Origin of the sequence: Paragemmobacter kunshanensis (assembly GCF_011059185.1) — a bacterium.
In the GTDB taxonomy this organism is placed as follows: Bacteria; Pseudomonadota; Alphaproteobacteria; order Rhodobacterales; family Rhodobacteraceae; genus Paragemmobacter; species Paragemmobacter kunshanensis.
This window is the reverse complement of the sequence record NZ_JAALFE010000001.1, coordinates 383,400-399,389: the sequence shown is the minus strand read 5'-3', so window position 1 is coordinate 399,389 and position 15,990 is coordinate 383,400. Positions and strand designations below refer to the sequence as shown.

Genomic DNA, 15,990 nt, shown 5'->3' with positions numbered 1-15,990 from the left:
AGGGGGGCGGAATGATCTGGTCGCTCACCAAGGTTCTGCTCTTCTTCCTCATCGTTGCCACGCTCACGCTTGGGGCGGGGCTTCTGCTGGATACGGGGGGCGGCATTCGCATCTCGGCCGCCGGATATGAATTCACGCTGGGTCCGCTGCAGGCATTGATCGCCTTCATGGTGATCGTGGTTCTGGTCTGGCTCCTGATGCGGTTCGTCGGGCTGCTGGTGGCCGTCCTTCGGTTCCTGAATGGCGATGAAACCGCCATCAGCCGCTATTTCGACCGCAACCGCGAAAGGAAGGGCTTCCAGGCCCTTTCCGAAGGCCTTTTGGCGCTTGCCGCGGGCGAGGGTCGCCTCGCGCTGAACCGGGCGATCAAGGCCGAGAAATACCTCGCCGATCCGCATCTGACGACCTTGCTCGTGGCACAGGCCGCCGAATCCGTGGGCGACACCGGCCGCGCGACAGAGGCCTACAAGGAGCTTCTGTCGTCCGAGACGACGCGCTTTGTCGCGATCCGGGGGTTGATCCGGCAGAAACTGGCGGAAGGCGATACCGAGACCGCGCAGAAACTGGCCATCAAGGCGCTGGAACTCAAACCCCGCCACCTTGAAACGCAGGATCTTCTGCTGAAACTGCAATCCGAAAGCCGCGATTGGAAGGGCGCGCGCAAGACCCTGACGGCCAAGCTGAAGGCGGGGGCGCTGCCAAAGGATGTCTATCGCCGCCGCGATGCCGTGCTGGCCCTGCAAGAGGCGCAAGGCATCATGGAAGAAGGCGCCAGCATCGACTCGCGCGAAGCGGCGATCGAAGCGAACCGCCAATCCCCCGATCTGATCCCGGCTGCGGCCATGGCTGCCCGCGCCCTTGTCGAAAAGGGCGACAGGAAGGGGGCGACGCGCGTTCTGAAAAAGGCATGGGATGCCAAGCCGCACCCCGATCTTGCCGCCGCCTTCGCCGAGATCGAACCCGAGGAAACCCCGGCTGACCGGGTCCGGCGGTTCCGCACCCTCGTCGCCAACCATCCGCAGCACGAGGAAACCCGTCTGCTGATGGCCGAACTCAACATCGCCGCCGAGGAATTCCCCGAAGCCCGCCGCGCGCTGGGCGATATCGTGGAGACCCATCCCACCCAGCGCGCGCTTGCCATCATGGCCGCCATCGAACGTGGCGAAGGCGCGGATGAGGCGGTGGTGCGCGGCTGGCTGGCCCGGGCGCTGACCGCGCCGCGGGGGCCGCAATGGTGCTGCGACAAATGCCAGGCCGTCCATGCGAAATGGGATCCGATCTGCGACAATTGCGGCGGTTTCGATACGCTTTCCTGGCGCGAACCGCCGGAACGCACCGGCCCCTCGGCAACCGGGGCCGAGGTGCTTCCCTTGATCGTTTCCCCCCCGAAACCAGAGCCGCAGGAAACGCCCGAGCCTTCTGCAACCAGCGCATCGGAACCGGAAACCATAGATCTGGAGGCGATCGTCCGCAGGGGGGGGTGACGGCAGGGCCAATCCACGGGCAGTTGCCTGAAATTCAAGCGTTTACCTAGGGTTAAACAATTTTACCTCAGCAATTAATCGGTGCTGCGTGCCGATTATTGCTTGCGCCACCGATGCATGCGGAAATAAAAATCCTACATGCTAACGTAAGCCGGAATTCTGAACCATAACGGGAGGAACTTTATGGATCGTCGCTCATTTCTGACCAAGGCTGCCGTCGGGGGTGTCGGGGCCGCGGCACTGGCCGCCCCGGCCATCGCACAGACCGCACCCAAGGTGACCTGGCGTTTGACGTCGTCCTTCCCCAAGTCGCTCGACACGATCTATGGTGGCGCCGAAGTGCTGTCGCGCATGGTGTCCGAGGCTTCGGAAGGCAATTTCCAGATTCAGGTCTTCGCGGCGGGCGAACTCGTCCCCGGCCTGCAGGCCGCCGATGAGGTGACTGCTGGCAACATCGAAGCCTGCCACACGGTCGGCTACTACTACTGGGGCAAGGATCCGACCTGGGCCGTCGCGGCCGCCGTTCCCTTCTCGCTTTCGGCACGTGGCATCAATGCCTGGCACTACCATGGCGGCGGGATCGACCTGTATAACGAATTCCTCGCCCAGCATAACATCGTGGCCCTTCCCGGCGGCAATACCGGCGTGCAGATGGGCGGCTGGTTCCGCAAGGAAATCAACACCGTGGCCGATCTCTCCGGCCTGAAGATGCGCGTTGGCGGCTTTGCCGGCAAGGTTCTGGAAAAGCTGGGCGTCGTGCCGCAGCAGATCGCGGGCGGCGATATCTACCCGGCGCTGGAGAAAGGCACCATCGACGCGGCCGAATGGGTCGGCCCCTATGATGACGAAAAGCTCGGCTTCCAGAAGGTCGCGCCCTACTACTACTATCCCGGCTGGTGGGAAGGCGGCCCGACCGTCCACTTCATGTTCAACAAGGCCCAGTACGACGCGCTGCCGCCGCATTACCAATCGCTGCTGCGCACCGCGGCGCAGGCGGCCGATGCGAACATGCTGCAGATGTATGATTACAAGAACCCCGCCGCCATCAAGTCCCTCGTCGCGGGCGGTGCGCAGCTGCGCCCCTTCTCGCCCGAAGTGCTGGAGGCCTGCTTCACCGCCGCCAACGAAGTCTACGCCGAGATGGAGGCAACCAACCCCGCCTTCGCCAAGCTGTGGGGGTCGATCAAGGCCTTCCGCTCCGAGAACTACACCTGGGCTCAGGTGGCGGAATACAACTACGACACCTTCATGATGCTGCAGCAGAACGCCGGAAAGCTCTGATCGCAGCCATCACAGGCCAAAGGAAAACCCCCGGTCGCAGGACCGGGGGTTTTTCATTCAGTCGCCCGCTGCCGGGGCCTGCAGGGCGGCGGGTGGCTGCCCCAGCCCGCCTCCGGGCGGCTGCAGGGCCGGGGGCGCGCCAAGCCCGCCCTGCGGTTGCAGCGCAGGTGGCGTTCCCAATCCGCCGGGGGCCGGGGCCGCGGCCCCGCCCGGTGCCTGCAATCCCGGAGGAGAGCCCAGCCCGCCACCCAATCCGCCCGGCTGTTGGCCAAGGCCGCCACCAAGACCACCACCCAGCCCGCCGCCAAGCGGCTGCAGGGTCGGCATCTCGATCTTCACGGTCGACGGGTCAATCACCGGCGCCTTGTAATGCAACACCAGCTGCGGGAACACGATCACCACCACCACCATCGCCAACTGGATCATGATGAACGGGATCGAACCGGCATAGATCTGATCCGTCCGCACCGGATCCTCCAGCTTGCCCGTCACCGTGTCCTTGTAACGCGATTTCGGCGCGACGGAGCGCAGGTAAAACAGGGCAAAGCCGAAAGGCGGCGTCAGGAACGAGGTCTGCATGTTCAGCGCAAGGATCACGCCAAGCCAGATCAGATCAATCCCCAGCGCATCGGCAGCCGGAACGATCAGCGGCACGATGATGAAGACCAGTTCGAAGAAATCGAGGAAGAAGCCAAGCACGAACAGCACAAGGTTCACCACGAACAGGAACCCGTATTCGCCGCCGGGGACAGAGGTCAGCAGATGCTCTACCCAGACATGGCCGTTCACGCCGTAGAATGTCAGCGAAAACACCCGCGCGCCGATCAGGATGAACATGACAAAGGCCGAAAGCCGCGTCGTCGCCGTCAGCGCACCCGTGATCACGGCCAGCGACAACCGCCGCTTCAGAAAGGCAAGCACAAGCGCGCCCACAGCCCCCATCGCCCCCGCCTCGGTCGGCGTGGCAAGCCCGATGAAGATCGTGCCCAGCACCAGGAAGATCAGCGCAAGCGGCGGGATCAGCACGATGATCACCTGCTGCGCCAGCCGCGACATGGTGTTCAACCCCAGCGCCTTGTCGATCAGCGTATAGGCATAGATCACCAGAACACCCACCACAGCGCCAAGGATATCGGCATTCGCTCCTTGCGTCGGATAAAGCCAGACATGCGCGCCATAGCCGATCGCCATCAGCGCGACAAAGGCCACCATCAGCGATGTCACCCCGCGCCCCAGCGTCCGAACCTCGGGCGGCAGGGCCGGCACGGCCTCGGGCCGAAAGATCGACAACAGGAAGATATAGACCATGTAAAGCCCGGTCAGGATCAGCGCGGGCAGGATCGCCCCGTGATACATGTCACCAACCGACCGCCCCAGCTGATCCGCCAGCACGATCAGCACCAGCGACGGCGGCACGATCTGCGCCAGCGTCCCGCTCGCCGCGATGGTGCCTGCCGCCACCCGCCGGTCATAGCCATAGCGCAGCATGATCGGCAGGCTGATCAGCCCCATCGCGATGACCGATGCCGCCACCACACCCGTCGTCGCCGCCAGCAGCGCGCCCACCAGGATCACCGCATAGGCCACGCCGCCCCGGATGGGCCCGAACAACTGCCCGATCGTATCCAGCAGGTCTTCCGCCATCCCGGATCGCTCCAGCACGATCCCCATGAAGGTGAAGAAGGGAATGGCCAGCAGCGTGTCATTCGACATCACCCCCCAGATCCTGTTGGGCAATGTGTTCAGCAAGGGCCAGTCCAGCGTGATCGACCCGCCCGACAAGGGCGCAAGCTCGACGCCGATGAAAAAGAACAAAAGCCCGTTCGCCGCCAGGGCAAAGGCCACCGGATAGCCCAGGATCAGGAACAGCACGAGGCTGGCGAACATGATCGGGGCCAGGTTCAGCGCGACGAATTCGATCACTTGCGCGCCTCCTCGATCAGGGCCTGCGCTTCAAGCTCGGCCTGTTCCTTGGCATTGTGGAACGGATGGGGGTCTTCGATAAGCCCTTGCATGATCGCGATTTTCTTTATGATCTCGGATAGGCCCTGCAGGCTCAGCAGAACAAAACCGGCCAGCAGGATCGCCTTCGCCGGCCAGATGATCAGCCCGCCGGAATTGGTGGAAACCTCTCCGCTACGAATGGATTGCGCGACATAGGGCACAAGGTAGTAGACCATCAGCAAGGCGAAGGGCATCAGAAAGAACAGATGCCCCAAAAGGTCGATCCACTGCCGCGTCCTGTCGCTGACGCGGCCATAAAGGACGTCGATCCGCACATGTTCGTTCTGCCGCAGTGTATAGGCCGCCGCCAGCATGAAGGCGGCCCCGAAAAGATACCACTGCAGTTCAAGCCAGGCATTCGACGAGGTGGAGAATACCTTCCGGATCACGGCATTGGTCGCACTGACAAGCACCGCCACCAGGATCAGCCATCCCATCACCTTCCCGACGATTTCATTGAACCTGTCAATGAAAGACGAGAGCCCCAACAGACCCCGCATCCGATCCCCCCTGAACTTCGCTCTCTTTTTTCTGTAACCTAGGTAGGGGCGCAGGGCAGGGTGCGTCAACGTTCCTTGTCGGAAATGGCGCAGTTTCTGGCGTATTTGACCCGCCTTTTCTGCTTTCCCCAAGGTCAATCAGGGGCTACCGCGCCCCTTTTGCCCGTTTTTGGCTCAATCGGTTAAACCATCCGCATGCTTGGGTTTTCCCTCGTCGAGATGGCCGGTAATCACCGTTAAGACGTCCCATTTCTGCCGTTATTGACGGGCAGATTCATCTTTGGGGCGTAACCAGAATTAACGCGTGAACCTTCCATCAGGGGGGTGCGTGACCAACCTATAGGACCTTGAACATGAGAATACTGGCGATCGACGACGATCCTGTGTTTCTCGAACTGCTGGCCGGAATGCTGAAGATGATCGGCTACGCACAGGTCACGACCATGCCCTCCGGCGAAGAGGCGCTGCACGAGCTTGATTTCTCGGGGATGCTCTATGATTGCATCCTGTCCGACATGCAGATGCCCGACATGGACGGCGCCGCGCTGACCGCGGCCATCCGCCAGCGCACCGCCTATCGGCAGACGCCGATCCTGATGATCACCGCCATGAACGGCAAGAATGCCGTCGATGATGCCTTCGCTGCGGGGGCCACCGACTACATCACCAAACCGCTCGACATCATCGAACTGCGCGCCCGCATCGGCATGGTGGATCGGCTTCTGGCCGAACGCCGCCGCCTTGCGGAATTCGCGCGCCTTGTCGGCCAGCGCGCCGCCGCCGCCGAAATCAAGGCCGAGTTTGACACCCCCATCCTGATCCCCGGCTTTGACCGTGGGATCGAATTCCTGGCGATGGAGAACTACCTTCTCACGCTGGGCGTGAAGCGGATGTATTCCACCTCGGCCTTCGCGATCAACATCAAGAATGCCAGCATCATCTTCAACAAGGCGACGGGCGCGACCTATGTCCAGATGCTGGGCGATGTCGGCGCGCAGATCGTGGATGCGCTCAAGACCGAAGATGTGATGATCTCCTACGCCGGAAGCGGCAATTTCGTCTGCATGACGGAACGGGATCCCGGCCAGTCGCCGGATGACCTCGAGATCCTGATCAATATCGGGCTGATGGATTTCGAAACCATCTATGCGGCGGATCGCCTGCCGGTGCCGCAGGTCCGCGTCGGGGAACCCGCGCGCAGCGCCTTCCTGTCGCCCACGAAACCGACGCGCATCCTGGAACGGGCCATCCAATCGGCGATGAACCCGCCCGAGAAGCGCTCGAAGAACGGTCAGATGGTCGCATGAACGCCATAGACTTGCGGCCGGGCTGGCAGTCCGACCATCCGCTTGCGCCGGCAGAACGCCTGTTCCGCCAGATGGCCGCGGAACGGCTGGACATCCTCAGCCGGGCCTGGGCGCGTCTGGACAGTGGCCAGCAGGTCCGCGAAGCCATGTTCGACATCCACCACATCGCCCACATGATCGCCGGCACTGCAGGGTCGCTCGGCCATGCGCGGATCGGCCTCCACGCGGCCGAGGTAGAGCGCCTCTCTCTCGAAGATGCGGGCCGCGAGGCCCTGCTTCACGCGCTGCGCCCGCTGATCTCGGGCCTTGCAGACCTGCTCGAGGACTAGGACGAAGGCAGCAGCGACGTGATCGCCTTGATCATGTCCGCCATCGTCAGCGGCTTCGACACACAGCTGTCGAATCCCCAGATCACATATTCGACGATCTGGTGCGACATGGCATTCGCCGTAACGGCGATGATCGGCACCCGCGCCGCGCCTGTCGCCGCCTCCAGCCCGCGGATCGCCTCCAGCGCGGCCTTGCCGTCCATCACGGGCATCGCGATGTCCAGAAGCACCACGTCGAACTTGCCCGGCTCCCAGGCCGTTACCGCCTGAAGGCCGTCTTCCACCGTCGTCACTATCGCGCCACAGCGCGTCAGCATCAGTTCCAGAACCGAACGGTTGGTTCCGTTGTCATCGGCGGCCAGGATGCGCAACCCGTCCAGCCGCGCCTCCACCGCTGCGGCAGGCGCGCGCATCGGCGCCTCCGGCGCAATCTCGGCCACCGGCAAGGGCAGGGTGATCCGGATCGTCGTGCCCACCCCCGGTTCCGATGTCACCGTGATGTCGCCGCCCATGCGCTGCACCAGCGTCCGGGTGATCGACATGCCAAGCCCCGTTCCCCCGAACCGGCGCGTCACCGAACTGTCGGCCTGGCGAAACTCCTCGTGCAGCCGCTCGATCTCCTGCGGAGACATGCCGATGCCGGTATCGCGCACCTCAAGCACAAGCGGCGTCCCGCGCCGCCCGGAAACCTCGACGGTCACCTCGCCACGATCCGTGAACTTGATCGCGTTGGACACCAGGTTGTGCAGGATCTGCTGCACCCGGAACGGATCGCCCATCCGCCGGGTTTCCGCCCCGGTGGAAACCAGCACCTCGAAATCCAGGCCCTTCTCTTCGGCCATCAGCCGGTGCAGGTCCTCGACCCTCTCCGCCAGATCGACCGGGCTGAAGGGCACCTCTTCCAGCTCCATCTTCCCGGCTTCGATCTTCGACATGTCCAGGATGTCGTTCAGGATGTTCAGCAGCGTCTCGCCGGATTTCCGGATCGTGCTGATCATCCGCTTGTGTTCCGGGTCCGTCAGCGCCGATTCCAGCACCTCGGCCATGCCCAGAACACCATTCATCGGTGTCCGGATCTCGTGGCTCATGTTGGCCAGGAACATGGATTTCGTCCGGCTCGCCTCTTCCGCGCGCGCCTTGGCCAGGTAAAGCTCTGTCACATCCGACCCGACCCCGCGATACCCCAGAAAGACGCCCTGGGAATCAAAGACCGGATGCCCGGAAATGCGGAACCACCGCTCCTGCGCATCCGGCGCATTCGGCGCGCGATAGACGAAGTTCCGATAGGGCCGATGCTCCCGCTGCGCATCCAGAACGATGCTCCAGTCGGCGCTGGCCCTTACCTCCGGATGGGCATCCAGCCATTCCTCGCGCGTCTTGCCGATCACGGATCTGGAAGTCAGCCCCAGCCGTTCGATATGTTCCGACCCCGAAAGGAAGGAAAACCGCATGTCCTGGTCGATTTCCCACAGCCAGCCATCCGTCACGGCGGCAATGTCGGAAAAGCGCTGCTCGGCGCTGGCGCGCTGTGCAAGGGCCTTTTCCAGATCGGCCTTCGCCCGCATCAGCGCGGCCTCGCGCGATTTCATCTCGGAAATCTCGATCTGGATCCCCGCCATGACCTTGGGCTTGCCATCCGCCTTGCGCCGCACCACGCGCGCCCGGTCCAGCACCCAGATCCAGTGCCCCTTGCGGTGGCGCATCCGGTATTCGGCCTCGTAGGAATCGTTCACGCCGCTGGTGCAAAGACGCAGTTCCGCCTCGACCCATTCCTTGTCATCGGGATGGATCAGTCGGCTCCAGGTCTCATAGGTGATAAGCGGCATCTCCTTCAGGTCATAGCCCAGCATCGCCGCCCAGACGTCGTTCACGATCTGGCCGACCGAATCGAAATCCCAGGTCCAGGTCCCGACCTGCGCCCCGTCGATCACGTCACGCAGGCGACGCTCCGCCAGCAGCAGCGCCTCGGGTGTCACTGCGGCGGATCCGGGTTCGAACCCGTCCCGCTCTTCGCTGTTGCGCTGTTGTTGCATCCGCCTCCCCAGAACCGACGCGTGAACGTCGTTCATCCCAACTGCAGGATGGTTTCTATCGTGGACAGGAAGGTTTCTGCTTTCAACGGTTTCGGCAGTGTCGCGTCAATCAGTCCGCCATTGCTGCGGATATCGGCCCGGTCCGCATCCGCGGTAAACCGGATGACCGGCGTGCCTGCATTGCTGGAATTTCCCGAACGCAGATAGCGGATGACGCGGTCGCCGGTGATGTGGGGCATGTTGTGATCGAACAGCATCAGGTCGTATTTCGTGCCCAGCGCCGCCTCCAGCGCGCTGCGGCCATCTCCGACGATGGTCAGTTCGATATTCGTCGTCCCGGCCAGGAACGCCATGACAATCTGCTGATTCACCTCGTCATCCTCCGCCAGGAGGACGCGGTATTTGTGATTCGGTTCAGCCGCGCTCATACTTTGGACCCTACTTGCGATCTCTCGCTCGAAAGCACCACACCACAACTCATGGGCGAGAATGTGGTGAAAAGACGGAAGGAAATAATTATTAAGAAAGAACCGGAATCCGGTTCTGATCAAGCCTGTTCTGATGGGCGGAATGCCTCAGTTCCGCAACAGTGTCTTCAGGGCATGCAGCAGTTCCTTTCGCTTGAACGGCTTTGCCAGATGGGTATCGAACCCGCCGATGATATAGTCCGCCACCTGATTTGGCATGGCATTCGCCGTCACGGCTATGGCCGGAACCGGCGCCATCCCTTGCCGCATTTCCCTGTCGCGGATCTCGGACAGGGCGCTCAGCCCGTCAAGAACCGGCATGGTGATGTCCAGCAGCAGCAGGTCGAACGGATCGCCTTCTTCAAGCGATCTGTTCCAGGCATGGATGGCCTCCCGGCCGTTCTCCACCATCGTGACCCGCACGCCGGTCCGGGCCAGCATTTCCGAAAGCACAAGGCGATTCGTCAGGTTGTCATCTGCCACCAGCAGGTTTCGCCCGGCCAGGCTGCTGATGTCGGGGGCAACTTCGGCAATCGGTGGCGCGATTGTGCGGGGGTCTGCCTCGGGCAGGGGAATGATGACCCGCACCTCGGTTCCCTCTCCCGGGCGGCTTTGCATCGTGATCATCCCGCCCATCAGCAGCACCAGCTGGCGCACGATGGAAAGGCCAAGCCCCGTGCCGCCAAAGCGCCGCGTCATCGACCCGTCCGCCTGTTCAAAGCTTTCGAAAACCCGTGACAGCTGCGCCTCGGTCATGCCCACGCCGCTGTCCACGATGTCGATGGTCACCGGCTTGCCCGCGCGGCAGGACAGTTTCAGCCGCACCCGCCCGGCCTCGGTGAACTTGATCGCATTGCTCAACAGGTTGTTCAGGACCTGAGTCAACCTATGCGGGTCACCCATGCGCGGAAGGTCAGCCCCCGCGCTGGTCAGAACCTGCAATTCCAGCCCCTTCTCCTCGGCCTTGACCCGATGCATCGCCTCGACCTGCGCCAGCACGTCCGACAGCACGATGGGCACGACCTCAAGCTCCATCTTCCCGGCCTCGATCTTCGACATGTCGAGGATGGAGTTCAGCACCGTCAGCAGCGTTTCCCCCGATCGCCGGATCGTCGCGACCATCTGCTTCTGTTCCGGCGGGGTCACGATACTGTCCAGCACTTCCGCCATCCCCAGCACGCCGTTCAGCGGGGTCCGGATCTCGTGGCTCATATTGGCAAGGAAGATGGATTTCGCGCGGCTCATCTCTTCGGCCTTCGCGCGGGCCTCCTCCAGCCGCGCGGTCGAGGCCAACTCATCCGTGATGTCGGAAAAGGACACGACAACCGTCTGCTCTCCATCCGCCGGGGTCAGCGGCACGGCATTCGCCGAAAGCACCCGCCGTTCCCCCTCTGGCAGATGCAGGGCAAATCGGATGTCCCGCACGATGCCGCCCTTGTCCATGGCCTGCCGGAACGGCAGCGCCTCGTCCGGCAGCGGCCCGCCATCGACGCATTCCAGCCGCCATTCCGGATCGTTGTGGCCCCGCCCGTGCAGTGCAGAGCGATCCAGATGCAGGATGCGTTCGGCTTCCTGATTGGCATAGGTGATCTGTCCGCGCTCGTTCAGCACCGCCAGCGCGGCGATGGAGGTATCCATCACCTCCGACAGATAGGCGCGGCCCGCCTGCAACTGCCGTTCAAGCCTCTTGCGCTCCGACACGTCCAGATGCACCCCGGCCATCACGCGCGGCAGGCCGTCCGCGCCCCATTCCGCAACGCGCGACCGCGACAGAACCCAGATCCAGTGCCCCGCATCATGGCGCATCCGGAACTCGATCTCGCTGAACCCGTCCGCGGCCGTGTCATGGTGCTGGTTCGGATCGGGCAGCAATCCCACGTCGTCGGGATGAACGATGTCGCGGAAATCCGCGATGTTGAAGATGCCCGGTTCGGATATGTCGCGGCCCAGCATCTCGGCCCAGTTGCCGCCCACGATCAGGGTGCCGGTGGCGATATCCCATTCCCAGGTGCCGACATCGGCCCCTTCCATGATGCCGCGCAGCCGCCGTTCGGCCCGGTCGCGTTCATCCAGCGCGGCGCTCAGCTCGCGGTTCGCCGCATCCAGCGCCAAAAGGTGATTGCGCCGCGCCGTGACATCAATCGCCAGCGCCACCGCCCCCCCGTCCGAGGTGCGGGTATGGATCCGGCGCATCCAGCGGCCATCGGGCAACTGGATCTCGTCCAGATCGAAAGACCGCTTGTAGGTCTGCAGTCGGTCCTTCACCCAGTCGTCGGGCGCCCCGTCCCCTTCCCTCGGTCCGAAAACCCCCAGTTCGACCCCCTTCCTCAGGATCGATTCCAGCGTCGTTCCGGGATGCACGAAGGGCGCAATCTCGGGGAACAGGTCGCAATAGGCCTTGTTGGCCACCACCACCCGCTCGCTGTCATCCAGGATGATCACCCCGTCCGGCAAGGCGCGCACCGCGTTCTCCAGCCGCTCGCGGGCTTCCGTCGCGCTCTGCGCCAGAAGCGCCATCGCCGCTTCCTGTTCCTTGATCTTCGTGACCACCGTCTCGATCGTCACGAAACCGGCCAGTTCCCCCGCGGAATCATGCAGCGGCAGCACGTTGAACTCGATCCAGTAGCGATTGCCATGCCGGTCCTGGTTGACGGTCTGCCCCGAATAGGCCTCGCGGCGCTGGATCGCCTGCGAAACCGCCAGCGAATTCCCGCGATCCTCGCCCGGCACGCGAATGATGTCGGGCAGGTACTTTCCCCGGATCTCGGCCAGTTGCCAGCCTGTCTGCCGCTCGAAGGCCGCATTGCACCAGACCACATTCTCATCCAGATCGGTGATGCAGACGAGGTTCGACATCGTCTCGACGATCTTTCCAAGCTGGACAAGCTCGTCCCGCATCCGCGTATCCGCGGTCACATCGCGCACCAGAAAGATCACGCTCGGGCGCTCATCCGGCGATTCCGACGGTTTCAGCGCGCCGGTCAGTTCAAACCACCGCGGCCCGTCCGAAAGATCCAGCCGATAGCGAACCCCTTCCACGCGCCCGGTCTCCAGCACGGTATCGAGGGCGCGCTGAACGACACGGCTGACATCGGGCGGCAGCAATGTGGCGAAATGCCGATGCCGCAGCACATCCGGCGGCACCATCATCAGATGCGCAGGGCCTGCAGAGAATTCCGCGAAATGCCCATCGGCCGAAACCTCGAACAGCAGATCGGGCAGGGCGGCCAGCGTCGCCTCCAGCCGCCGCGCGGTATCCTGATGGGCCTTCTCCACCTCGCGCCGCGCGATCACCGTCTCGATCACCTCGGCCGCGGACTTCAGACAGTCCAGCGTGGATGCATCAAGGCCGGTCTGGGGGCGGACATAGGCAAAGGCCAGAACCCCCGTCAGAACGCCTGAATTGTTGATGGGAAGCGCCACCAGTGCCCGCGCAGGCCGCAGCATCTGCAACGGAGACTCCGCCGGAAGGTCATTCAGATCCGCCAGAACCAGCGGCCGGTTCGCCTCCAGTATGTCGATGCCGGGACCAAGCATGTAATCCGGCGGGCAGTTCAGTTCTGCCATCCCTGGCGCGGTGAATTTGTGCGTACTGGTCAGATGCAGGCCATCCAGGCGGAACAGGCTCGCCCAACTGGCACCGGCATGTGTGGCAAGCTCTCCGATTGCGCCGGTCACCGCACCATCCAGTTCCGGCAGGGGCGTTCGCACCAGATCGCTCAACATGCGAACGACAGAGAATTCGTCGGGCACCCCGATCCTCCCGCTGAGCAACCGGAACACCACACCCGGCCACGTAACCCCCGTCGTCATATTCCTTAAAATGCCTGAAAGCACAATATCCCCAAGGTTGTATGCGGTGATCCACCGCAACAGCGATGCCTTCTTGCCGACGCCGCGAATAGGCGTAGCCTGCCGCCATGCACGAAGACTCGCTCTCAGATCGCCTTGGCACTGCCCTGACTGCCGTCACCGTTGCGGGCATGGCCATCGCGCTTTCTGCCCTCGTTCTGCCCGCCGTTCCGCCCGCCCTTTCCGATGCCGCCCTCCTCGCGGTCTATCTTGCCGGCGGTCTGCCTGCGGCCCTTGCCGCCCTGCGCGAACTCTGGTCGGACCGCAGGCTCGACATCGACCTTCTCATGGTTCTGGCGGCCCTTGCCGCGGCCTCTGTCGGGGCCGCCCTCGAAGGGGCGGTCCTTCTGACATTGTTCTCTCTCTCCTCCACACTCGAACACCGCGCCATGGGAAAGGCCCGCCGCGCGGTCGAGGCGCTGATGGCCCTCCGTCCGGAAAACGCGCTGTTGCGCGGCGATGACGGGCAGATCCGTGAAACTGCCGTCGGCGATCTGCAGATCGGGGATGTCGTCATCCTGCGTCCGGGCGCGCGAATCCCGGTCGACGGCACCCTGATCGAAGGCGAAGGCGATCTCGACGAATCCGCCATCACCGGCGAATCCCTTCCCGCGCACAAATCCCCCGGCGCCCGTCTCAGCGAGGCGACCGTCAACCTGAACGCCGTCCTTGCCATGCGGGTCGAACGCCCGCTTTCCGCATCGACCGTGGCCCGCATGATCGCCCTCGTGACCGAGGCCCAGGCGATGAAGGCCCCCTCCGAACGCTTCTCGGAATGGTTCGGCCAGCGCTACACCGTCGCGGTCCTGCTCGGCTCGGTCCTGCTGTTCCTGCTCTTCATCCGCATCGGCTGGCCGGTCGAAAAGTCGCTCTATCGTGCCGCCACCATCCTGGTGTCCGCCAGCCCCTGCGCCATCGTCATCTCCGTCCCCGCCGCCATCCTGTCGGCCCTGTCGGCGGCGGCCAGGGGCGGGGTCCTGTTCAAGGGCGGCGGCGCGCTGGAAACGCTGTCCGAAGTGCGGATCTTCGCCTTCGACAAGACAGGCACACTGACCACCGGCAAGGCCACCGTCACAGGCATCCTGCCGCTCGAAGGCGACGAAGCCGCGCTTCTCGCCCTTGCTGCCGGGGTCGAACGGCATTCCGAACATCCCATCGCCGCGGCAATCCTGATGGCGGCCGAGGAACGCGGGATCCGCCCGAATCCCGTCTGGAACACCCGCGCCTCGCCAAGCGAGGGGATCGAGGGGATGGATGAGACAGGCCCCCTCTGGGCAGGCAACCCCCGCCTCGCCGCCCGGATGGGCGCGCCACTCGATCACCCGCGACTGGCCCCCTTGCAGCAGGGGTCGCAGACGGTCGTCTATTTCGGGCGCGGCTCGCAACTCCTCGGCGCGATCTCCCTCGCCGACCAGCCACGCGAAACCTCATCCAGGGGGCTTGCAGCCCTCCGCAAGGCGGGCATTGAACGCCTCGTGATGATGACGGGCGATCGCCGCCCCGTCGCCCTTGCCATCGGGCAGAAGCTCGGGCTGGAAGATGCCGCAATCCACGCCGATCTTCTGCCCGGCGACAAGGTCCGCCTCGTGGACGGTCTGGCACAAGAAGGCCGCGTCGCCTTTGTCGGCGATGGCGTGAACGATGCCGCAGCCCTTGCCCGGGCGGATGTCGGCATCGCCATGGGCGTCGCCGGCAGCGAAGTCGCCCTTCAGGCGGCCGAAGTGGCCCTTCTCTCCGACAACATGGAACGCCTCGCTGCTGCCCATCGCCTCGCCCGCCGGACCGCGGCCGTGATCCGGCAGAACCTCGCCTTCGCGCTTGGGGCCATGCTGGTTCTGGTGATCGGCAGCACCTTCTTCGAACTGCCCCTGCCGCTGGCCGTCATCGGCCATGAAGGCGGGACGCTGCTCGTCGTGCTGAACGGCCTGCGCCTGCTCTTCGATCCGATCCGCGCCGACGGCAGGGCCTGATCCGGCCGCCACCTCATCCGGGCGCCGACCAGCCCTGCGCAAAAATGCCTATCTTTGGCCCAATCCCCGACATGCCGCGACGATTTCCTGAACGCCTCTCGTGCTGCCGCACCATAGGGGAGATCTGCGTTTGGAACATCAACGCGCACGGACCTGGGGCCGTCGTCTTGGCATCACCTGGCTGGCATTCGTCGCCGGGATCAGTGCCACCATGCCCGCCTTGTCGATCGACGCCCGTCGATCCGAGGCGCAACTCATCGCCTTCCGCGGCGAAGCGCATGCCCCGCCCGGCGCTGCCGCCCTCTGCGACACCTACGCCTGGGCCTGCATGCGCAGCGGCAAGCAGATGCTGATCGGCGAAGACACGCTTTCCGTCGTCCGCGCCATCAACTCCCGTGCCAACCGGTCCATCCGTCCCGTGACGGATGTCCAGCAATACCGCGTCGCGGAACGCTGGTCCCTGCCCACGGCGCGCGGCGGCGACTGCGAGGATTACGCCCTCTACAAGAAGCAGGCCCTGATCAAGGCGGGCATTCCGGCCGAACAGCTTCTCATCGCCACCGTCCTTGATCGCAAGCGCCAGTCGCATGCCGTTCTGGTGCTGCGGACGGGCGCGCAGGATCTGGTCCTCGACAACATGACCAACCGCATCCTCTCGTGGGAGAAGACGGGTTACACCTTCCTCCGTCTTCAGGATCCGCGCCAACCTTCGCGCTGGGTCTCGGTCCTTGCAGGGGGCATGTTCCCCGACAGCTGATCCCGC

11 protein-coding genes are annotated in these 15,990 nt (G+C 63.9%); 6 read left to right on the top strand and 5 right to left on the bottom strand.

The window, feature by feature from the left end:
* Positions 1–11 precede the first annotated feature (11 nt).
* Together G5V65_RS02040 and G5V65_RS02035 are read left to right on the top strand one after the other, a co-directional pair.
* Positions 12–1,484, top strand: a complete 1,473-nt coding sequence (locus G5V65_RS02040) for a heme biosynthesis protein HemY (RefSeq protein WP_165046743.1) — start codon at positions 12–14, stop codon at positions 1,482–1,484.
* Between the two features lie 183 nt (positions 1,485–1,667).
* Positions 1,668–2,765 carry a TRAP transporter substrate-binding protein gene (locus G5V65_RS02035; protein ID WP_165046742.1) on the top strand — a complete coding sequence of 366 codons (1,098 nt, stop codon included), beginning with the start codon at positions 1,668–1,670 and terminating at the stop codon, positions 2,763–2,765.
* A gap of 57 nt (positions 2,766–2,822) precedes the next feature.
* Here the strand turns inward: G5V65_RS02035 and G5V65_RS02030 are convergent, their stop codons facing one another.
* Positions 2,823–4,688 (bottom strand): TRAP transporter large permease subunit, encoded by a 1,866-nt coding sequence (locus G5V65_RS02030; protein WP_165046741.1) that lies wholly within the window; start codon positions 4,686–4,688, stop codon positions 2,823–2,825.
* Positions 4,685–5,269 (bottom strand): TRAP transporter small permease subunit, encoded by a 585-nt coding sequence (locus tag G5V65_RS02025; RefSeq protein ID WP_165046740.1) that lies wholly within the window; start codon positions 5,267–5,269, stop codon positions 4,685–4,687. Before G5V65_RS02025 ends, G5V65_RS02030 begins: the two co-directional genes overlap by 4 nt.
* Positions 5,270–5,622: 353 nt before the next feature.
* Here G5V65_RS02025 and G5V65_RS02020 point away from each other — a divergent pair, with 353 nt between their 5' ends.
* Both G5V65_RS02020 and G5V65_RS02015 read left to right on the top strand, forming a co-directional pair.
* Positions 5,623–6,576, top strand: coding sequence for a response regulator (locus G5V65_RS02020; RefSeq protein ID WP_165046739.1), 954 nt, complete (start codon positions 5,623–5,625; stop codon positions 6,574–6,576).
* A complete protein-coding gene (locus G5V65_RS02015) occupies positions 6,573–6,905 on the top strand; it encodes an Hpt domain-containing protein (protein ID WP_165046738.1) in 333 nt (110 codons plus the stop codon). The genes G5V65_RS02020 and G5V65_RS02015 overlap by 4 nt, the downstream gene beginning before the upstream one ends.
* Here the strand turns inward: G5V65_RS02015 and G5V65_RS02010 are convergent.
* From G5V65_RS02010 to G5V65_RS02000, 3 genes are all read right to left on the bottom strand, one after another.
* A complete protein-coding gene (locus tag G5V65_RS02010) occupies positions 6,902–8,974 on the bottom strand; it encodes a hybrid sensor histidine kinase/response regulator (protein WP_165046737.1) in 2,073 nt (690 codons plus the stop codon). The genes G5V65_RS02015 and G5V65_RS02010 overlap by 4 nt on opposite strands.
* Complete coding sequence (locus tag G5V65_RS02005; RefSeq protein ID WP_165046736.1) at positions 8,971–9,366, bottom strand: response regulator; 396 nt, start codon at positions 9,364–9,366, stop codon at positions 8,971–8,973. The genes G5V65_RS02010 and G5V65_RS02005 overlap by 4 nt, the downstream gene beginning before the upstream one ends.
* Positions 9,367–9,513: 147 nt before the next feature.
* The gene (locus G5V65_RS02000; protein WP_165046735.1) at positions 9,514–13,158 is read right to left on the bottom strand and encodes a PAS domain-containing protein; all 3,645 of its coding nucleotides are present in this window, start codon (positions 13,156–13,158) and stop codon (positions 9,514–9,516) included.
* A 167-nt stretch (positions 13,159–13,325) separates the two neighbouring features.
* On the opposite strand from G5V65_RS02000, the gene G5V65_RS01995 reads away from it, so the two are divergent.
* Positions 13,326–15,227, top strand: a complete 1,902-nt coding sequence (locus G5V65_RS01995; RefSeq protein ID WP_165046734.1) for a heavy metal translocating P-type ATPase — start codon at positions 13,326–13,328, stop codon at positions 15,225–15,227.
* Positions 15,228–15,357: 130 nt separating this feature from the next.
* Positions 15,358–15,984, top strand: coding sequence for a transglutaminase-like cysteine peptidase (locus tag G5V65_RS01990; protein WP_165046733.1), 627 nt, complete (start codon positions 15,358–15,360; stop codon positions 15,982–15,984).
* Positions 15,985–15,990: the final 6 nt, after the last annotated feature.